Raw genomic sequence first — 19,651 nt, forward strand, 5'->3', positions numbered from 1 at the left:
GAAGATGACTTTAAATTTCTTAGAATTTGAAAAACCAATTGAAGAACTTGAAGTAAAAATTGAGGAATTGCGCAATTTATCTCGCCATGACAGTGATTTTATAGTTGATTTAGATAAAGAAATTGAACTTCTTGAAAAGAAAAGTCATGATTTAACAAAGAAAATATTTAGTGATCTTAGTGCCTGGGAAACTGCACAGTTAGCACGTCATCCTCTAAGGCCATATACCTTAGATTATATTAAAAATATATTTACTGAGTTTGATGAATTATCTGGTGATCGTTTGTTTTCAGACGATAAAGCTATTATTGGAGGGATTGCTCGTTTAGAAGGTACACCAGTAATGATTATAGGTCATCAAAAGGGACGTGAAACAAAGGAAAAAGTGAAACGTAATTTTGGTATGCCTAAACCAGAAGGTTACCGTAAGGCTTTACGGCTAATAGAAATGGCAGGACGTTTTAATATGCCAATTTTAACTTTTATTGATACAGCAGGTGCTTATCCTGGAGTTGGTGCAGAAGAACGTGGTCAATCAGGAGCAATTGCTACCAATTTAAAAGTAATGTCTGCCATTCGAGTTCCAGTAATTTGTAATGTTATAGGTGAGGGGGGCTCTGGTGGAGCATTAGCTATTGGTGTAGGTGATTATATAAATATGCTTCAATACTCAACATATTCAGTTATTTCACCAGAAGGTTGTGCTTCTATTTTATGGAGAAATGCTAACAAAGCCCCTCAGGCAGCTGAAGCTATGTGCCTGATTGCTTCTCGTTTAAAAGAACTAAATCTAATTGATAATATTATTAAAGAACCTCTAGGAGGAGCTCACCGGGATCATTTAAAAGCTGCAATTAATATAAAAATAGTTTTAGTAAATCAGCTAGAAAGGTTGAAACATTGGGATAAGAACTTTCTTATAGAGCGTCGTTATCAACGTTTAATGGACTATGGTTATTGTTAAGTACACATACGTTATCTGTTTTTTTAGATAAGGAAGGTTATAAGGTTTTTTAAATTTTTTTAATAGTTAGTTTTTTTGAGGTATTCTAAAGGATTGGAATGAATCACTTATATGGTTATTTTTCTCATATTATTAATAACTACTATATTAATAATACTAAAATAATACTTGGTTTAAGTGGTGGCTTAGATTCTCGAGTGATGCTTGATCTGCTAGCTAGATATCGTGATTGTCATAGAATACGTTGTATTGCAGTGCATGTAGACCATGGTTTAAGTCAATTTTCAGATAATTGGGCTAAACAATGTGTACGTTGGTGTGCTGATTTAGCTATTCCATGTCATGTTGAAAGGATTCAGCTAAATGTTTCAAGTCCTAGTTTAGAGAAAGTAGCTCGGGATATTCGTTATCAAATTTTTAAAAAATATATTAAAACTGGTGATTTATTTCTTACAGGTCATCATAGTGATGATCAGGTGGAAACTTTTTTTTTAGCACTTAAAAGAGGCAGTGGTCCTAAAGGATTATCTGCAATGCCTCAGTATATGCCATATCATTCTGGTTTTATTCTTCGTCCATTGCTTAGTTTCAGTCGTACTTTAATCCAGAAATATGCTCAAAAAAAACAACTATGTTGGATTGAAGATGAAAGTAATAATGACCTTCGTTTCGATCGTAACTTTATTCGTCATCAAGTATTACCAACTCTTATTAAGCGTTGGTCTTCATTCTCTCAGTCAGTTAATCAAAGTGCTATGTTATGTGCAGATCAAGAAATATTACTTGATGAATTGCTTTCTTCATCATTTCAGGCAGCACTATATCCAGATGGTAGTTTATTAATTAAAGAATTAAATAAACATAGCCAATTGGCACGAAATAGAATTATTCGAATGTGGTTTAAGAAGTTCTGTCGATTAATGCCAAATGGAAAGTGTCTTAGACATATTTGGCAACAAGTAGCCTTAGCAAAACAAGATGCAAATCCTTTACTGCGTTTTTCTGATGGAGAGATTAGACGTTTTAAACAACGATTATACTTGCTTGATCATATGATAGATATTAGTAATTTAAGTTTCTCATTAAAGCTTGGAGATACTATTAAATTGCCAGATAATTTAGGATTTTTCTCTGTTAAAAAAAACAGCCGACTTGGGACTATATCATTACATTCTATTGGAAAGAAAAAAATTAATATTATTTTTAATCCAGAAGGATTATCTGCTCATCCTTTAGGGAAAAAACATAGTCGTAAGTTAAAAAAAATATTTCAAGAATATTCTATTCCAAGTTGGTTAAGACGTAGAATACCGATATTAGTTGTTTCTTCTCAGGTTGTAGCAGTTGCTGGGCTTTTTGTGGATAAAAAGTTTTCTGGTCAAGGTTGTGAACTAATTTGGAAGAAGACTTTTCTTTGAAAAAATCTTCCTAAGATCTAGTATTTAAGATTTTGTGGAATTTTTATATTTTCTTTATGTAATATAGGTTGTTCCCCTCCATATTTTTGATATTGTTTAAGTTGAAATATATATGCTAATATTTGAGCTATTGCCATGAATAAACCATCTGGTATTTCTTGGCCTAATTTTGTGCTGTAGTACAAGGATCTAGCAAGTTCTGGAACTAGAATAATATGAATATCATGTTTTCGTGCCGCTTCTTGTATTTTAAATGCCATGTAATCAATACCCTTTGCTAGTACAATTGGTGCTTTATCTTTATTTGGTTTGTAACGTATCGCTACTGAGAAATGCTCCGGATTAATAATAATAACATCAGCTTCTTGTATATCTGTCATCATTCGTCTCTGAGCTATTTCACGTTGTATTTTTCGAATACGTCCTTTTATTTCAGGTTTACCGTCGATTTCTTTTTGTTCATCTTTAACTTCTTGTTTAGTCATTTTTAATTGATTAGAATGTTGCCAAATCTGAAATGGAATATCTATAATTACTATTGCTAGTAAAGAACAGCTAATTATTAAAATAAAATTAAGCAAAATATCAATAGAATGGAAGATATTTTGGGGAAATATATCTATACTTAATTGAAATAAATCTGACTTAGAGATATATATTAAATAAAATGCAGTTCCAGAGATTAATAAGACTTTTAAAATAGCTTTTATAAGCTCTATCCAACTTTGAAGACCAATCATTCGCTGAAATCCATTTAATGGATTAATTTTAGATAGTTTTGGAATTGTTGCTTGTACAGAAAAAATGATTCCCCCAACGCTAATTGAACTAATAAATGCAGTAAAAAATAGTATAATTAAGATTAGTATCAGTTGACTGAATAAATTGGCTAAAGAAGTTAAAGCAATATATCCTAATTTAGAAAAATCAAATACTTCTTCATGATTAAGTGTAAATAAACGACTCATTATAACAAATAATTCATTTGCTAATATTTTACCGAATAAAATCAGCGTAATTGAACCGATAATCAGTACTGATGCTGATGTAAGTTCTTTTGATCTAGCAATCTGTCCTTGTTCTCTAGCTTGTTGTAATCGTTTAGGTGTAGCAGGTTCTGTTCGCTCTTGACCTTTTGCTTTTGGCAATAAACTTTTCCCTCTTATATTTAGTTCAATTTTAGTTACAGTTTAACTTAATTAAACGACATATTTGTTGTTCAGCTTGAGTATATAACCATTCATAATGGCTGTATAAACCTCCAAGGATATACCAACAAAGCAAAAGTCCAAGTAATAATGTGAATGAAAAACCAAGCGAATAAATATTTAATTGAGGTGCAGTTCGGTTCATTATTCCAAAGGATAAATTAATTGTTAATAGTGAAATAATTCCAGACAGAGACATATTTAGTGCTACTTGAAACATCGTAGAAAACCATAATGCTATTTCTCGAAAAGTAATAACCTGTATTGAGTTTAGTTGGATTGGTAAGCTTGAAAAACTTATTGCTATAAGTTGGAGCATTTTTAAATGTCCATCAGTTGATAGAAAAAACATTATAGATAAAAACATAAATAATTGTCCAAGAAGTGGTGTATTCTGTCCGTTGGCAGGATCAATCATAGAAGCAAACCCTAAACTTGATTGCATACTTAATATTTGTCCTAGAATAATAAAGGCTTGGATGGTAAATCGGGTAATTATTCCCATTGAAATACCAATAATTATTTGTTCTAATAAAGCCTGATATCCATTAAATGAAAATAATACAATGCTATCAGGTACCTGAGGAATTATATCACTTATAATAAAAGTTATTGCAAGACCTAAGTAGAGACGAATTCGGCTAGATACGAATTTAGCTCCTGTTACTGACATAACCATTAACATTGAAGAAACTCTAGCATACGGTAAAAAGTAATTTGTAACCCAATTTAAGATACTATTGCTTGGATATTCCATAATTCTTCTTAGTTCTTAGTATAACACATGTGGGAGTTGGTTAATAATATTGAAAAAAAAATCCATTAATAGTTCTACTATCCAATGTGAGCATAATATCAGTACTGCTAATGTTATAATTAAACGAGGAAGAAAGCTTAATGTTTGTTCATTAATTGATGTCGCAGCTTGAAAAATTGCTACAATCAATCCAATTAACAAACTTGGAATAATAATTACGGATACTATAAGTAATATTATCCATAATGAGTCTTGAAATAGATTGATAAAAAATTCAGTATTGCTCACAATTATCAGATTACTACTTATAAGGCAAAACTACCAACTAATGTAGATAAAATTAAATTCCATCCATCTACTAGCACAAACAACATTAGTTTAAATGGTAATGATACAATCATTGGTGATAGCATCATCATTCCCATCGCCATCAAAACTGATGCAATAACAAGATCAATAATTAGGAATGGCAAAAATAACATAAAACCAATTTGAAATGCTGTTTTAAGTTCGGAAGTGATAAAAGCAGGAATTAAAATAGGCATTGAAACCTCTTCTGGACTAATTATTTTACTATTTGCAATATTAACAAAGGTTTCTAGATCTTTTATTCGTGTTTGTTTAAGCATAAAGTTTTTCATTGGTTTTTGAGCTATCTCAAATGCTTGACGAGATGATATTTGTTCGTTGATATAAGGTTGGATAGCTTCTTCATTAATCTTATTAAGTACAGGAGACATAATAAAAAAAGTTAAAAATATCGCAATACCAATGATAACTTGATTTGATGGAGTTTGCTGCAGACCTATAGCTTGACGTAAAATAGACATCACTACTACGATTCGAGTGAATGATGTCATTAAAATAACCATAGCAGGCAAAAAACTTAATATAGTCATTAATGCAATAATTTGTAGATTTATTGAATAATCTTCACCGCCATTAGGATTAGTTTTCATTGTAAAGGCTGGAATTCCAGTATTTATTTTTAATTGGTGGATATTGAGTTCAATAATATCATCAGTAATACTTGGAATATTTGAAACATGAATAAAATTTGACTGGATAACAGCTAAAGAATATGAAGACATAAAGATAGAAGAAATACATACAATGCTAATGAGATAGTTAAGGTTTTTCATTCTTTTCAATAGTTGAGTCATAATATTAATTATGATTGCTCTAGGTTTATGGATTTTTCTAATTTGGAGATAAGTTGAATTGATTGTGAAGTTATACCGACAAGAAATTTTTCTTCTCCTGCTTGAATTATTACTATTTTCTCTTTAGTTCCAATATTTAACTGTTGAATAATACTCAAGCTTTTTTGGTTCATTATTACCGGTAACTGTGTTTTTTTAAGTAACCAGGCAAAAAATAATATGCAGATAATAATGAATAAAAGAGAACTGAAAGTTTTAATTAAATTCAGTGGGTTATCAGTATCAGCTAACAGAGTAAATGGTAATAAAATGAACCATAGGATTCTCCACTGCATTATTACTGTCCTTTTAAAAATCAATTACTTTATGATTAAAATACTTATCTAAGTTTCTTAATTCGCTCTGTTTGACTAATGACATCTGTTAAACGTATTCCAAACTTATCATTAACCACAACTACTTCTCCATGAGCAATTAAAGTACCATTTACAAGTACATCAAGGGATTCTCCAGCAAGTCTTCCTAATTCTACAACTGAACCCTGATTAAGCTGTAATAAATTACGAATGCTAATTTGAGATCTTCCCACTTCCATAGAAATAGTTACAGGAATATCTAGAATAGTATCTAATTTCTGTCGCTCTTCTTCCGAAATAGATGAAGATGACTCTTTTAATTCGTCTAATGGTGCTGAGATAATATTGTTTGAATCATTTTTTTTTTCTAGATTTTGATTTAAAGTATTAGAGCATTCATCAACTAACTTTTGTTCATTATTTTGTTCCATTATTTAATACCTATATATTAATCATTATTATTATATTCTGTAAATTCTGGAACAATATTTTGTTCAAGGAATTTAAAATCTGTTTTAATAATATCAGGACGTTTAATTTTTTCAGAAATTTGTACTGCCATGTTTTCACCAACTCGTCCTAGTTTGACACGAAATGTCGGAAGTTCTTCAATGAACATAGTTGCATGTTCTGGCATTGAAATTGGAATTATATCACCAACTTGTAATTCCATTAAATCACGTAGATAAATGTTTTGATCTAATAAGTTAACTCTAAATTTTACTAAGACATCCATTATTTCTTCTCTTAACGCAGAACTCCATCGGATATCTGTTTCCATTTTGTCAGATTGAACACCTGCATCAAGTAACTCACGTATTGGTTCTAGCATAGAGTATGGCATTACAATATGAAAGTCCCCTCCTCCACCATCAACCTCAATATGAAATGAACTTGTTACAATAATTTCAGTTGGGCTAACGATATTAGCCATACTTGGGTTTACTTCAGAATCTAAATATTCAAATGCTACTTCCATTACTGGAGACCAAGCTTCTTTATAATCTGAAAAAACAATTTTTAGTAAAAGCTGTATAATACGACGTTCAGTAGGTGTGAATTCTCGTCCTTCTATACGAGCTTGGAACCGACCATCTCCACCGAAAAAATTTTCTACTAAGATGAATACTAACCGTGCTTCCATAGTGATTAATGCAGTTCCTTTTAGTGGTCTAAAACGTACCATATTTAAACTTGTTGGTACATATAAAGTATTTTGGTATTCACTAAATTTAAGCATCTGAACACCGTTAATAGATACTTCAGCAGTTTTCCGAAGCATATTAAATAAGCTAATTCTTAAATGTCGTGCGAAACGTTCATTAATTAATTCTAATGTTGGCATTCTTCCACGTACAATACGATCTTGAGAAGAAAAATCAAAACTAATAATGGAGTCATCAATTTTTTTATTTTTTATCTCATCTTCAACTTCATCAACTCCATGAAGAAGAGCATCAATTTCATCTTGGCTTAATAGATCAGTCATTTTATACCTACTGAATTTATGAGATTAAGTATATGTACTTAATCTTGTAGTGGTTTTTTTAAATAACTTACTTGTTTCTTACTTGTTTATCATTAATATTATAAAGCATAAGAAAAACTATTATCTAAATAATCAACTTACCTAATTAATATTAAAACATGATAATAAATGCTAAGTATAAAAAATGAATTTATGTTCTATAGATTTTCATAATTAAGCATAACAGCTAATACCATTACTTTTAGATTTTTGTGATATTAAGTTTAATTTAAGATTAATATCATCTTCATTTTTAGTGGATTTTTTAGATTTTTTTCTAAAAATGCTTGAATAGGAACTTTGTTTTTCTCCTAAACTTTGTTGTTGGATGAAAGTATTATCCAAATGGATACCTTGTTCTGCTAGAATATCTCGCAATCTAGGTATAGATTGCTCGATCATTTCCTTAATTTGTTGGTTGAGTACGGAGAAGTGTATAGAAGTGCTATTATCATTATTCATATTCATATGAATTTTTAATTTGCCAAATTCTGGAGAATCAAGTCTAATATCGATATTTTTTAGGTTCTTCAATATCATTATCTGTATATGTTCTGCAACTTGTTCTACTAGTATTGGTTTAGAGAATGCGACAGCAGAATTGGGTAGGGAATTACAATGATTGGTTTGACTTAACGATTCCGTATGAATTTTAGAGTTATTTATTATTTGTTGTGAATTAGATATTGTAAAAAGACTTTGGTTTATTTCTTCACTTATATCTGTTTTAGTCTTAGGTATTATTATTGGATTATATGATTCATGTTTGGTTTGTATGGTTGTGTTAAGTAACTGTTGATGCTTTTGTTTTTTGCAACTTGTTGGCATTGTTAAGATTATTGGTAATGTTTTGACTTTATTCTTATAAAGAATAAGCATTTGTAAGTGGTTATGTTTTTGAAATGCTTCTCTTGATTCAATTATTTGATTTTGTTGATTAGCAATATTTTGATTAATTTTATGAGTGTTCTTTATAATTTTTAGTAAATGATCATATGTATTTAGGCTTTTATCAGTAGTTTTGTTGTTTATTTTTTCAGATGATATAGTTAGATTCTGTAATTCTTTCTTTAATAGAAAATTTTCGCTAGGCTCTGCTGTAGCTTGAGATATCCTCATTTTATGATTAGATTTGTCATTAATGCTAGTTTCCTGGATGTTGCTTAATGTTTTTTTACCTATTTGTTCTTCTAATATATATTTTTGTTTGAAGTCAGAATCAGAAATAAATTTAAATAAGTTCTCTGGATCTAGTAAAGTTCTAGAATCTTGGTTTTTCATATCTTCCATAGAACCCTCACTTTTTATTTGTGTAAACAGAATAGAAAAAATCAGGTTTTCATTTTCATCTGATTTGTACATATTATTGGATTTTTCATCTTCAGATTGGAGTATATTATTGAAATTATCTAGGTTTATAATCTTCTTTTGAACTAAAGCATGCTCAACATTTTTTTTATTTGCTTTTTCTTTCATTTGCTTATTTATTAAAGAGATAAGCTCAGTCAAAAAAAAACTTTTCTCTTTAGATTCTAAAATAGTATCGTTAATTTTATTTGTAGTTTCATCTGATTTACTAGTTTCTGAAACTAGAGGCAAGTGTACATGCATATGATATATGTGCTCTTTAAATTAAAAATAATTTAGTAAATAACGCAAAGAACATGTTAATTATTTGAAATTATTATGTTAAAACAGAGTTGGATAAGATTTACTGTAATTAAATTGAGACATAAAAAATTCATCAAGTAGTTTTTCTTTGTAGAGATTTTGACGTTTTTGGTATTCATTGTGTTTTTTTTCAATTAGTACTTCATAAGTACGACGTTGTTTTTGTATTTTTGACCAATATTTTTGGCAATTATCTATTTGAGTTTTTAAATGAGTTTGATATTGATTTTGTTTAGCAATAGTTATATCAATCTGATTTAAAAATTTTTGCAAATGTAAATATTCATTTGCAGCTAATCCAAGCTTGCTTTTCTCGATTAACTGTTGATAATAGAAGAGACGATATTGTTGAATTTTTGACAGTTTTTTATTATAGCTTTTTAATTCTAATTGAGAAGAATTTAATGCTAAGAACGCTTTGTTTTCTTCTTTTTTATATCGCTCTAATAAATAGTTTAACTTATTTTTAATACTTGACATTTTTATTATTTCAGAATATTTTCTAGCATAGTAATACACATTTCATATGGTACACTTTCCTGAGTATCTTGCTGTAAGTAATGGTCAATTTTAGGTTTTAAACTAAATGCATTATCAACGATGGGATCTATTCCTGGTTTATAAGCTCCGATAGATAGTAAGTCTTGATTTTGACGGCAAATTGATAGTACTTTCTTTATTTTTCTAGACATTAACATGTGTTCTTTTGTTGTGATGTTAGGCATGACTCGGCTAATAGATTTTTCTATATCAATAGCAGGGTAGTGTCCTGAATCGGCTATTTCTCTAGATAGTACAATATGACCATCAAGGATTGCACGTGCTGCGTCTGCAATTGGATCTTGCAGATCATCTCCTTCTGTTAAAACTGTAAAAAACGCTGTAATAGAACCCTGAGTATTAATATTCCCTGCACGTTCAATAAGTGAAGATAATTTAGTAAAAACTGAAGGGGGATATCCTTTAGTAGTTGGAGGTTCTCCTATTGAAAGAGCAATTTCACGTTGTGCTTGTGCGAAACGAGTTAGTGAATCAATTAGAAGGAGCACATCAAATCCTTTATCGCGATAGTACTCCGAAATTGTTAATGCAGATTGGGCTCCTTTGATACGCATGAGAGGTGCAGTATCTGCAGGAGCAGCAATTATTACTGAATATTTATATTTTTCTTTATCTAATATTTCTTGAATAAATTCTTTTACTTCTCGTCCACGTTCACCAATTAATCCTACTACTATAATTTTGGCAATAGTTCCTTTAGTCATCATACCAAGTGTAATTGATTTTCCTACTCCAGAACCAGCGAATAAACCAATGCGTTGTCCTTTACCTATAGTTAATAATCCATTGATTGCCTTTATACCAACATCAAGTGGTTCAGTAATCGGTTTACGTATTAAAGGATTAATAGGTTTAGCAGAGAATGCAGCATGTTCTGTAATATGAATTGGTCCCAAATTATCTAGCGGATTTCCCATACTATTAATTACACGACCAAGTATCTCTGTACCGACAGGTATACTAAGCTCTCTTTTTAATGGTGTTATTTTTGCTCCTGGAAAAACACCAGTAATTTGTTCGTTTGCCATAAGGTACAGACTGTTTTCAGAGAAACCTACAACTTCTACTTCCATTGTACCATTTATAGTTTCTATTTCACATAAACTACCAATTGGAGCTTGGCATCCTTTTGCTTCAAGAGTTAGACCTATAACACGAATTAATTTTCCTGATACAACTGGTCGGCAGGTAATTCCTTGAATTTTATATTGCTTTAAACGTTCAGAAAGTGTTATCATAACTGATGGTTAGATATTTTGAAATTATGAATAACATCTTCAATTCTATCTTTTATTTTATAGCTTACACTTGATTCATTTGTTTTCATTTGAATATCACCGCGATTAAGTTTCGGTTCAGGAGATAAAATCCAATTATTTTGATCAAGTTCTTTTTTGTTGTAAACAGATTGAATTATTGCTAGATCATCAGGATGAAGCTTAATTATAATACTAGTTTCTAGAATTGGTAAAGCTTTAATAGATTGTTTGACGGTATCCAGAATAATTTTTGGATTGGTTTTTACTTCAATATGGACAATTTCTTTAACTAAAATTAGTACCATATCAACTAGCTGTTTTACAATTTTAGATTGCAGTTCTTCTAAGGGTTCAGAAAATTGATTTGCTAATTTTACCAAAATGTCTACTTGTTTTTGTATGATTTTCTCCCCTTCCTTGATTCCTTCAACTTTCCCTGATTCAAATCCTTGTTTTTGACCCTCTTTTATACCTTTTTGTTGGCCTGTATCATAACCTTTTTTGAAACCATCCTCATGACCTTTAAGTAAACTTTTTTTATAAGCCTCTTTTTTAAGTAGTTCATTATTTTTTTTGTTAACTATATATTGCTTTTCCTTTTTATTAGTACTTATATTGGTTAGCAAGTTAGGATGATAGTTCATAGCAGTGTTTTTATGAGTTTTTTTGTCTGTTATTTCAGGATAGTTAACGAGTACCCATCTTTTTGCTTGAGCAGTATTTTTATTTTGATTAAAATGAAAATATCCTTGTTTTTTTTTATTAACCATATGAATTTCCTTAATATATTAGAATATTCTAAAAAAACTATAAAAACTCATCTGGACTGCTTGAAAGCATAATCTCTCCATTATCGGCCATACGACGTGCGATAGTAAGAATTTCTTTTTGAGCTGCTTCTACATCAGATACTTTTACTGGTGGCATCGCCTCCAAATCATCTAACATTATTTTAGCTGCACGTTTAGACATATTTTTAAATATTTTATCACGCAAAGTATCATCAGCACCTTTAAGTGATTTTTGCAATATATCTTGTGGGATATCACGTAATAACTTTTGCATACCTTGGTCATTAATTTCAATTAGATTTTCAAAAACAAACATAAGATCTTGAATTTGCGTTGCTATTTCTTCATCTTGATTGCGTATTTGATCTATTAAAGCAGTCTCAATATTATTATCCATATAATTCATTATTTCAGCTGCAGCTTTTAACCCTCCAATCTTAGCTGCCTGAGTCCCAGCTTGACCAGCAAATTGTTTTTCCATAATTTCATTTAATTCGGCAAGTGCAGAAGGTTGAACTTCTTCTAAGTTAGCAATTCGCATCATGAGATCAAGACGATCACGCTCAGAAAACTGGGATAAAATTTCAGCAGATTGATTTGCTTCTAAGTATGATAATACGATTGTTTGGATTTGAGGATGTTCATTGATGATAATACTAGCCACTTGACGTGGATCCATCCATTTTAAAGAATCAAGGCCTTTAGAACCTGTTCCTAACAAGATTTGATCTACTAAATTGTTAGCTTTATCTTCACCAAGAGCTGTAATCAGTGTATTGCGCATAAAACTTTCACTACCCATTCCAATATTAGTGTGTTTTTGAATATCCTTTAAAAAAGCTCGATGAACTAATTCTACTTTTTCTTGACTTAAATCTGATGCACGTGCCATAGCGCTGCCTACACGTTGTACTTGTTTAGGTTCTAAATGACGAATAATTCCTGCTGCATCGTCTTCATTAAGGCTTAAAAGTAAAATAGCTGCTTTTTCATCTCCAATAATATTAGAAATTTTGATAGGTTTCCCCCCCTCATTATTATTTTTATTGTTTTTAGGCATTTTTCATCCAGTTTTTTATCACTTGAGCTGCTAGTTCAGGTTCATTGGCAACTAAAGCTCGCACTGCTTTAAGTACATCTTCATCTTTTTGTAAATTAGGTAAATCAAAATTTGAAGCCAATCCAAGTAATTCATCATTTTTAACATTTTTATTAGTGGTTAAGTTTTTATTTTTTAAAGTGTCTAAACTATGTGATTGTTGATCAGAAGTCGCTGGATTCATTAATTTTTTCATCGCTGGTTTAATAAGAAGAATAATAACAACAATTATTATTAAAGCACTAGAAAACCAACGAATCCAATAATTGAAATTAGGGTGTTCCCAAAGTGGTATATCAGAAACTATCGATTCTATTTCAGGTTCTGCAAATTGCATGCTGAGAACATGTAATAAGTCGCCTCGATCTTTATTAAAACCAACAGTACCAATCAATATTTGACGAATTGAGTCTAGTTCAGTATTTAACAGAGGAGTATAATTAACTTTCCCATTATTTGGATCAATTGATGAGCGATGTTTAACTGCTACTGCAATGGTTTGTCGAGTAATAAAGCCTGTTTGACGTTTTTCATGACTAATAGTAGCATCTAATTCAAAGTTACGAGTTGCTTCCTTATGAGTTGAACCTCCTTTAGAAGTTAAATTATTTTTCACATTAGTTAAATTTTCTGGGATTGAAGAATCTGTTGGAGGTTGGTTACTAAGAGCTCCAGGTATACCTAAAGCTGTATTATTATCATTATAGCTATCTACAATATGTTCACTTCTAGTAGATTGTGTGTTTGGATTGAAATATTTTTGTGTTTGTTCAATAGTACTGAAATCTAATTCGATATCAACTTGAGCTGTGTAATTACCAAATCCTAAAATTGGAATAAGTACAGAGTCAATTTTTTCACGTAATGCCTGTTCTTGTTTACGCTCTAATTCATGTTCTTTTTGTTGTATGGAAGAGGCAATATTTTGAGAACCTGAACTGAGTAAACGACCATGTTGATCAGTTACTGTAATACGTGTTGGTTTCATCCCTGGAACGGCGCTTGCTACCATATCAACTATTGAATAAATCTCTTCCTGTTTTAGCATTGAACCAGTACGAAGTATTAAAAAAACCGAAGCTGATGCTTCTTTATGATGACGAATAAAAACACTTTGTTTTGGGAGTGCAAGCAGAACCCTTGCTTTACGTACTTGTTTCATTTCTTCAATAGCTTTAGAAAGTTGACGTTCTCTGCTTAGTTGAACTCGTTCTAACTCTAAGCGTTGAGATACTCCAAAACCCATATCTTGTAATAAAATTTCATCACCAGCTTGTTTTTCCTGGTTTAATCCAGCTCGGGCAAGATCAAGTTTTAACCTACTGTATTTATTTGTAGGAACTGTAATAGTATTACCACTAAGTTTATAGGTGGTTTTTTGTCGATCTAAATATTCTAAAATTTGAATTAGTTCATTGGTTTCATATTCACCTAAAGGACGCATTTCAGGTTCTTTTACCCAGAGAAAAAGCATAATGATTAGTGCCACACAAATGGAAATAGACAAAACGGAGACTATTTGACGTAAGATATCTAAATCGCTTATTGGAAAGGTAAATTTAGGAAAGTTCTTTCTGTTTAAAATAGATTCTTTCTGTTCTTTTTTAGGATTAGGATTTTTTATCTTTACTTGTTCATCTGTCGAGTTAGAAAATGTTATATTGTCTATCACTATTTCTACCTAGCTTATTATTAAACAGGCATATTTATCAATTCTTTATATGCTTCAACAATTTTATTACGTATCTGAATCGTAGCTTCAAATGTAACACTAGCTTTATTACGAGCAATCATGACATCAGATAAAGATACATTGTTATCACCATAATCAAAACGCATTTGCAAGTTGCTAGAATCTTTTTGAAAGGTATTTACATCATTGATTGCTTTAGTTAGCATATCATTAAAGCTAAGGTTTGTTTCTTTCTGAATGACTGTGCTTTTGCCAATGTTTCTTGCTTCTAAGGTCATCGATTTAATTTCATTGTTCAAGTTGTAAATTTCCATTGTTATCTCCTGAGCTAATTCTTCGTTGTACGTTAATTAGTAAAGATATGCTGTGTGTTATATAAAGGTAAGAATAAATCTATCTATAAATATTTATTCCTTCATCGTGTGTTTTGACTAAAAATTTTTGTTTCGTTATCATTTAGTATTGCATTTATTAATATCAAGTTCACATACATTTCTAGTTCAGTAGTTTTAGTATCGATTTGACTTGCCTTTGGAATTGTTAAGTCTATTTTTTTTTGAACGAAATATTTACTGAAAGGTTCAATATCACCTAAAAATTATAGTTTAGACTGCTTTATTCGAAAAACAGTTAACCGATAATATAAACTTTTCTGAAAGACCTCTTATAGTTTCTTTATCTTTTTTGAAGAATTCTCAATAAGTTAGCTTGTAAATTTAAGTTTATTTCACTGATCTAATCAAGTAAAATTATCCTATTTTAAGCTTGTTTGTTTTTTTGGATAAGATAGTATTGCTCCAGCAATTGCAGCGCAGTTAATAATAAAAAATTGGTTATCTTTTCGATTAGTTGATTTTTCCTTTATAATCTATATTAGATCCAAGTATTTATTCTATATATTAGCTTTTGCTAGCAAGTATTATTTATTAATTATAGGTAATTATAGGCTTTTAAATCAGCCATTACAGTATCATTTGATGATTTTTGTAATATAATCGGAAGTACCAACTTTTATTGATGAAAATGCATTCTTAATGTCAGTATAAGTAGTTATTAAGAATATATAATTTTACGTACTATACTAAAATGGAATATACATAGTCAAACTTCAGTATTTTTCTGTTCTGAAATTATTTCTAACTGTGTTTTATGATAAAGCAAAATATATTCACTATCCCTGTATTTTATAACCTATCTTGTAAGTTCGAGTAGTAAAAAGTAGTACGCTTATATATTCTACTATAGCACATTGTTTATTAAGTAGAATTAATCAGGTAAATATTATATTTAATGCTTCTTTATAGCATGAGCATGCTGCTTGATTTCTAAGAGTATCGAAATAAACTTGTTCTTTATTAAAGTGGAAGCTTAAACTCATTTTATTATTTACACTGAATTATTATCGATGCAAATTATATTTTTTCATTTTATCTACTAGTGTAGTTCGAGGTATTCCAAGTATATTTGCAGCTTTGGTAACAATACCATCATGAGTTTCAAGCGCTTGATTTATCATGTGTACCTCTACTTCAGCTAAAAAATCTTTTAAGTTAATACCTTCTGTAGGAAGTGGTTGATATGTTTCAAGATGATTTTGATAGTTGCTTGTTTGTTCAAAATTAAAGTTTTCAGAGAAAATATCTGCTAATGCATTACGTTCTTCTTCTTCTTCTTCTTCTTCTATGAAATTAAATAAATTTTTTCTTGGCTGAAATGTTGGGATATTATTATCATGTCGATAATTCAATGGTAAATGATTTATATCTAGTAACTCATTTGGATTTAAAATAATCATACGTTTTACTAAGTTTAAAAGCTCCTGAATGTTACCTGGCCAATCATGTTTTATTAAAGAGTGAATAGCACGGGAAGTAAAATTGATAGGTTGTTTATTATCAGCGCTTATTTGTTTAATTACGTTTTGTAATATTAAAGGAATGTCTTCTTTACGATTTCGTAGTGAAGGCACTTCAATAGGAAAAGCATTCAATTCATAGTAAAGTTCTTCTCGAAAAAAAATATTTTTTCTTAGTTCCTTTAGATTTTGATTCGTTGTTGCAATAATACGAACATTGGCCGTAATAGTAGTATTTCCGCCAACACGTTTAAAGCTACATTTTTGAATAAAATGAACTAATTTAATTTGTAATGGGAGTGATATATTACTAATTTCATCTAAAAATAATGTACCACCTTCAGCAAGTTCAAGACAACCTTTTCTAGATGTGATAGCTCCAGTGAAAATATTTTTTTCATAGCCAAATAATTCACTTTCTAAAAGTTCTGATGGTATGGTAGTACAATTAACTGGTATAAATGAAGAATTACTACGAGAAGAATTGTTATGAATATTACGAGCAATTAATTCTTTACCAGTACCTAATTCTCCAATTAGTAAGACATTGGTTTCAGTCTTTGATACTTGCTCAATTAAATAACGAACTTTCCGAATAGCAGTACTTTCACCAACAAGAGTATAAAATTGACTGTTTTTCTCTATATGTACAGTTTGATTAGATAAGTAATATTTACAGTGCTTGAGAGCTATACTTAATTGAGCATAATTTAAAGGAAATTCTAAGTTACCAATGTATTGTGGATAATTTTTCATAAAGTATGAATGTTTTCCAGTAATTAATAAAGGAACATGATAGGCTTTAATAAGTTTTTGATGAAGTTGGTCAGAAATTTGTTTGTTACTTAAATCTAATGAGCCAATAATGCAGCCTGCCCATGGTTTTGACCAATCTAGTTCATTAATTTTATTAGAAGCAAGTATTTTGCATCGTTCACCAACAAATTCTAAAATATTGCTTAGATTGGTTCGAATTTTTATATCATCTTCAATTAAAAGTATTTCCGCTAAACCTGGCATAGGATAAGAATAGTTTCCTTTAAATTTTTAAAAACTTACTGGTTAAGTTACATAGTAAAAAATCAACGTTCTGATTATTTAACTCCCTTTATTTTATGTTATAAAAAAAATAAGGCAACTGCGCAATTACTATACTAGATGTGATATTGATATTAGCAGATAACTTTCAAGAACAATTTGCGAGTTTACATATTGATATTAGCTGAGGTAAGATAATGATATTCTTGAGGAATCTGATCCCAAGCAGATTTAATTTCTCTAATGATATCAATGACATTATCGATAGTTTGAGGAGAATTTTTTTGATTAGCTGTTGAAATTTGTGTAATCATGAATTCATAAAGCTGATCTAAGTTTTTTGCTATCTCGCCTCCATCATCCATGGATAAGCAATTTCGTAAGCTAATTATAATATCTAGAGCTTTTCCTAAACTTTCTCCTTTAAGAGAAATATTTCCTTGTTTCATAGCTACTTTAGCTTCAATCAGGTATTCTATCGATCCAGCCATAAGCATTTGAACTACTTTATGTGGTGAAGCTGAACTGATCTGGCTATCAACAGATACTTTCTTGTATGTTTGTAGAGAACTACGCATAATTTTTTCCTTATAAAAACTTTTTGTACTGCTGAATAGACTGATTATTATAGCGATGTTTCATTAATTCTTGAGCTAGTTGATTTGTTTTGGAATGAAATTGTTCTACAAGCTGTTTAGTTTCTTCCAACAATAAGAGCCATTTTTTACTTTTAGTTAAATTGGGTGTTTCCTTTACAAAAGGAAAGATATGCTGCAATGCTTCTCCCCTTTTATTGATTAGTAGTATGATCTCGTGAAAGTGAGTCTCTTTATCAGTTAAAATAGAACTAATTTTTTGGTCTATATTATGTATGATTTCTAATGTAGTCATACTTACCGACTCATCATATTTATCATTCCTGATAATTGATACTCCATTTTATTAGTTGCATTTTGCATCAATGTAAATTTGGCGCGGGTACGTTTTTCTAATGCCTTCATACGATGATCTAATGTTAACTGCTCATCCAATAGACGATGATTTTTTTTCATTAGACTTTTTTCACGTACACGAATTGCTCCAGTTATTTTCATCATATTTTCAATAGTATTTTCTGTGCGTCTTAAAAAACCTTGGTTACCATTAAAAAAGTTAGAAAGTTTATTAAAATTAGTTTTAAGTTGTTTATTGAGTATATCATAATTAATTTCAAGTGTTCCTTGACGTGTGGTAGTAATACCTAATTCAGTTAAGGATTGTATCTCCTTATTATCCGATTCTATTTTTGATGAGAAAAGTGATTTAAAATTAGAATTTATGTTTCTAATTACATTATCTGAAGCTAATACTCCGGATTTTCCAGTCTTTGGGTTAAATTCTTCAAATGCCTTTAATTTTTTATATAATTGATTATAGGATTCAACAAGTTCTTCTATACTTTTCAAGACTTTTTTTTCATTATGTGTTACCTCTACTTCTGTTTCTGGTTCATTCTCTTTCGTTGTACTCTTCAAAATGAATTTTACTCCGAAAATAGAATTTTCGATGATATTCTCAGGATTGGAAATAGTAGTTATACCATCAATAGTTGCTTTTGAATTTCTTGCTTGTTGGACCTGAATCATGCTTAAATTTGTACCTTCTTTTAGTTTGGTCGAGGTTCCTTTTTGTACATGATTATGATAATTCAGTTTATTTAGTGAATTGCGAAAGTGTGTATTCACTTTTATGGTGATAACATTTTCCTCTCCGGATATATTTGAAGCTATGAGAAGTCGTTGTCCTTTGATTTCATTAATAATTGATGATTGAATACCAGGATTATTATCTGATTTATTGATTTGTTCCATAATATCTGTCAACTTAGAATTTGGTCTTACTTTAATTGAAAATTGTTTTTGATTCAGCTGAATTTGTACTATTCCTGGTCCAAATTTTTCTTTTTTAGATACTAGGTTAGATATTATTTTATGTTTTTGGGCAAGCTGTAATACATTGATAGAATACTTAGCTTCTACAGCATCATTTGTTAGTATAGCTAAAACATTTTTGTCAGAAGTATTAATATTTCTTGCAGAAAAGGCTTTTTTTTGACGAAAGGATTCTACTAGATCTTTCATTTGATGCAATAGTTCTAGTATTTGTGCATAAGCACTAATACTAGAACTAATATTAGATAGTTCACGGTCAATATATTGTTGCTTTGGTAGTCGTTCTGCTTCAACAATTCTATTGATAATAAAATCAATATCGCCAGTATTGATTTTTATAGATCCTGCATTCATTAAAA

General features: G+C 30.0%; 19 protein-coding genes and 1 pseudogene. 2 read left to right on the plus strand and 18 right to left on the minus strand.

The window, feature by feature from the left end; all coding sequences use genetic code 11:
* Positions 1-4 precede the first annotated feature (4 nt).
* The gene (gene accA, locus CF66_RS00775; RefSeq protein ID WP_016503712.1) at positions 5-964 is read left to right on the plus strand and encodes an acetyl-CoA carboxylase carboxyl transferase subunit alpha; all 960 of its coding nucleotides are present in this window, start codon (positions 5-7) and stop codon (positions 962-964) included.
* 98 nt (positions 965-1,062) lie between these two features.
* Positions 1,063-2,382: a tRNA lysidine(34) synthetase TilS gene (gene tilS, locus CF66_RS00780; protein ID WP_034411230.1), complete on the plus strand. Its 1,320-nt coding sequence runs from the start codon at positions 1,063-1,065 to the stop codon at positions 2,380-2,382.
* A 17-nt stretch (positions 2,383-2,399) separates the two neighbouring features.
* Here tilS and flhB read toward each other — a convergent pair whose 3' ends face one another.
* From flhB to fliD, 18 genes and pseudogenes are all read right to left on the minus strand, one after another.
* Positions 2,400-3,530, minus strand: a complete 1,131-nt coding sequence (flhB, locus tag CF66_RS00785) for a flagellar biosynthesis protein FlhB (protein WP_034411232.1) — start codon at positions 3,528-3,530, stop codon at positions 2,400-2,402.
* Positions 3,531-3,561: 31 nt separating this feature from the next.
* Positions 3,562-4,347 (minus strand): flagellar biosynthetic protein FliR, encoded by a 786-nt coding sequence (gene fliR / locus CF66_RS00790; RefSeq protein ID WP_016503709.1) that lies wholly within the window; start codon positions 4,345-4,347, stop codon positions 3,562-3,564.
* A 15-nt stretch (positions 4,348-4,362) separates the two neighbouring features.
* On the minus strand, positions 4,363-4,635 hold the full coding sequence (gene fliQ, locus CF66_RS00795; protein WP_034411234.1) for a flagellar biosynthesis protein FliQ: 273 nt from the start codon (positions 4,633-4,635) through the stop codon (positions 4,363-4,365).
* A gap of 17 nt (positions 4,636-4,652) precedes the next feature.
* Positions 4,653-5,327 (minus strand): annotated as a pseudogene (gene fliP / locus CF66_RS00800) (flagellar type III secretion system pore protein FliP); the annotation flags it as partial.
* A 191-nt stretch (positions 5,328-5,518) separates the two neighbouring features.
* Entirely contained in the window at positions 5,519-5,845 is a 327-nt protein-coding gene (gene fliO, locus CF66_RS00805; protein WP_016503706.1) for a flagellar biosynthetic protein FliO, read from the minus strand.
* Positions 5,846-5,889: 44 nt separating this feature from the next.
* Positions 5,890-6,297, minus strand: a complete 408-nt coding sequence (fliN, locus tag CF66_RS00810) for a flagellar motor switch protein FliN (protein ID WP_016503705.1) — start codon at positions 6,295-6,297, stop codon at positions 5,890-5,892.
* A 17-nt stretch (positions 6,298-6,314) separates the two neighbouring features.
* Entirely contained in the window at positions 6,315-7,355 is a 1,041-nt protein-coding gene (gene fliM, locus CF66_RS00815) for a flagellar motor switch protein FliM (protein ID WP_016503704.1), read from the minus strand.
* A 213-nt stretch (positions 7,356-7,568) separates the two neighbouring features.
* Complete coding sequence (locus CF66_RS00820; RefSeq protein WP_016503703.1) at positions 7,569-9,005, minus strand: flagellar hook-length control protein FliK; 1,437 nt, start codon at positions 9,003-9,005, stop codon at positions 7,569-7,571.
* Positions 9,006-9,083: 78 nt separating this feature from the next.
* Positions 9,084-9,545, minus strand: a complete 462-nt coding sequence (gene fliJ / locus CF66_RS00825) for a flagellar export protein FliJ (RefSeq protein WP_016503702.1) — start codon at positions 9,543-9,545, stop codon at positions 9,084-9,086.
* A gap of 5 nt (positions 9,546-9,550) precedes the next feature.
* Positions 9,551-10,864 (minus strand): FliI/YscN family ATPase, encoded by a 1,314-nt coding sequence (locus tag CF66_RS00830; RefSeq protein ID WP_016503701.1) that lies wholly within the window; start codon positions 10,862-10,864, stop codon positions 9,551-9,553.
* On the minus strand, positions 10,861-11,655 hold the full coding sequence (locus CF66_RS00835; RefSeq protein WP_016503700.1) for a flagellar assembly protein FliH: 795 nt from the start codon (positions 11,653-11,655) through the stop codon (positions 10,861-10,863). Before CF66_RS00835 ends, CF66_RS00830 begins: the two co-directional genes overlap by 4 nt.
* 37 nt (positions 11,656-11,692) lie before the next feature.
* Positions 11,693-12,736 carry a flagellar motor switch protein FliG gene (gene fliG / locus CF66_RS00840; protein WP_034411236.1) on the minus strand — a complete coding sequence of 348 codons (1,044 nt, stop codon included), beginning with the start codon at positions 12,734-12,736 and terminating at the stop codon, positions 11,693-11,695.
* Positions 12,729-14,447 (minus strand): flagellar basal-body MS-ring/collar protein FliF, encoded by a 1,719-nt coding sequence (gene fliF, locus CF66_RS00845; RefSeq protein WP_016503698.1) that lies wholly within the window; start codon positions 14,445-14,447, stop codon positions 12,729-12,731. The genes fliG and fliF overlap by 8 nt, the downstream gene beginning before the upstream one ends.
* 20 nt (positions 14,448-14,467) lie before the next feature.
* Positions 14,468-14,782 (minus strand): flagellar hook-basal body complex protein FliE, encoded by a 315-nt coding sequence (fliE, locus tag CF66_RS00850; protein WP_016503697.1) that lies wholly within the window; start codon positions 14,780-14,782, stop codon positions 14,468-14,470.
* 1,085 nt (positions 14,783-15,867) lie between these two features.
* Complete coding sequence (locus CF66_RS00855; RefSeq protein WP_034411239.1) at positions 15,868-17,343, minus strand: sigma-54-dependent transcriptional regulator; 1,476 nt, start codon at positions 17,341-17,343, stop codon at positions 15,868-15,870.
* A gap of 185 nt (positions 17,344-17,528) precedes the next feature.
* On the minus strand, positions 17,529-17,939 hold the full coding sequence (gene fliS, locus CF66_RS00860) for a flagellar export chaperone FliS (RefSeq protein ID WP_016503695.1): 411 nt from the start codon (positions 17,937-17,939) through the stop codon (positions 17,529-17,531).
* A 10-nt stretch (positions 17,940-17,949) separates the two neighbouring features.
* Complete coding sequence (locus tag CF66_RS00865; RefSeq protein ID WP_034411240.1) at positions 17,950-18,252, minus strand: hypothetical protein; 303 nt, start codon at positions 18,250-18,252, stop codon at positions 17,950-17,952.
* Positions 18,253-18,254: 2 nt separating this feature from the next.
* On the minus strand, positions 18,255-19,646 hold the full coding sequence (gene fliD, locus CF66_RS00870) for a flagellar filament capping protein FliD (protein ID WP_034411243.1): 1,392 nt from the start codon (positions 19,644-19,646) through the stop codon (positions 18,255-18,257).
* Between the last annotated feature and the right edge of the window lie 5 nt (positions 19,647-19,651).

It is taken from the genome of Candidatus Photodesmus anomalopis (assembly GCF_000731785.2).
Lineage (GTDB): Bacteria > Pseudomonadota > Gammaproteobacteria > Enterobacterales > Vibrionaceae > Vibrio > Vibrio anomalopis.

What these genes read in the sequence shown, in the direction of transcription:
- accA (WP_016503712.1), top strand. Translation starts at nt 5, where the DNA reads ATGACTTTAAATTTCTTAGAATTTGAAAAACCAATTGAAGAACTTGAA.
- tilS (WP_034411230.1), top strand. Translation starts at nt 1,063, where the DNA reads ATGAATCACTTATATGGTTATTTTTCTCATATTATTAATAACTACTAT.
- fliR (WP_016503709.1), bottom strand. Translation starts at nt 4,347, where the DNA reads ATGGAATATCCAAGCAATAGTATCTTAAATTGGGTTACAAATTACTTT.
- fliO (WP_016503706.1), bottom strand. Translation starts at nt 5,845, where the DNA reads ATGCAGTGGAGAATCCTATGGTTCATTTTATTACCATTTACTCTGTTA.
- fliN (WP_016503705.1), bottom strand. Translation starts at nt 6,297, where the DNA reads ATGGAACAAAATAATGAACAAAAGTTAGTTGATGAATGCTCTAATACT.
- fliM (WP_016503704.1), bottom strand. Translation starts at nt 7,355, where the DNA reads ATGACTGATCTATTAAGCCAAGATGAAATTGATGCTCTTCTTCATGGA.
- CF66_RS00820 (WP_016503703.1), bottom strand. Translation starts at nt 9,005, where the DNA reads ATGCATGTACACTTGCCTCTAGTTTCAGAAACTAGTAAATCAGATGAA.
- fliJ (WP_016503702.1), bottom strand. Translation starts at nt 9,545, where the DNA reads ATGTCAAGTATTAAAAATAAGTTAAACTATTTATTAGAGCGATATAAA.
- CF66_RS00830 (WP_016503701.1), bottom strand. Translation starts at nt 10,864, where the DNA reads ATGATAACACTTTCTGAACGTTTAAAGCAATATAAAATTCAAGGAATT.
- CF66_RS00835 (WP_016503700.1), bottom strand. Translation starts at nt 11,655, where the DNA reads ATGGTTAATAAAAAAAAACAAGGATATTTTCATTTTAATCAAAATAAA.
- fliG (WP_034411236.1), bottom strand. Translation starts at nt 12,736, where the DNA reads ATGCCTAAAAACAATAAAAATAATAATGAGGGGGGGAAACCTATCAAA.
- fliE (WP_016503697.1), bottom strand. Translation starts at nt 14,782, where the DNA reads ATGGAAATTTACAACTTGAACAATGAAATTAAATCGATGACCTTAGAA.
- CF66_RS00855 (WP_034411239.1), bottom strand. Translation starts at nt 17,343, where the DNA reads ATGCCAGGTTTAGCGGAAATACTTTTAATTGAAGATGATATAAAAATT.
- fliS (WP_016503695.1), bottom strand. Translation starts at nt 17,939, where the DNA reads ATGCGTAGTTCTCTACAAACATACAAGAAAGTATCTGTTGATAGCCAG.
- CF66_RS00865 (WP_034411240.1), bottom strand. Translation starts at nt 18,252, where the DNA reads ATGACTACATTAGAAATCATACATAATATAGACCAAAAAATTAGTTCT.
- fliD (WP_034411243.1), bottom strand. Translation starts at nt 19,646, where the DNA reads ATGAATGCAGGATCTATAAAAATCAATACTGGCGATATTGATTTTATT.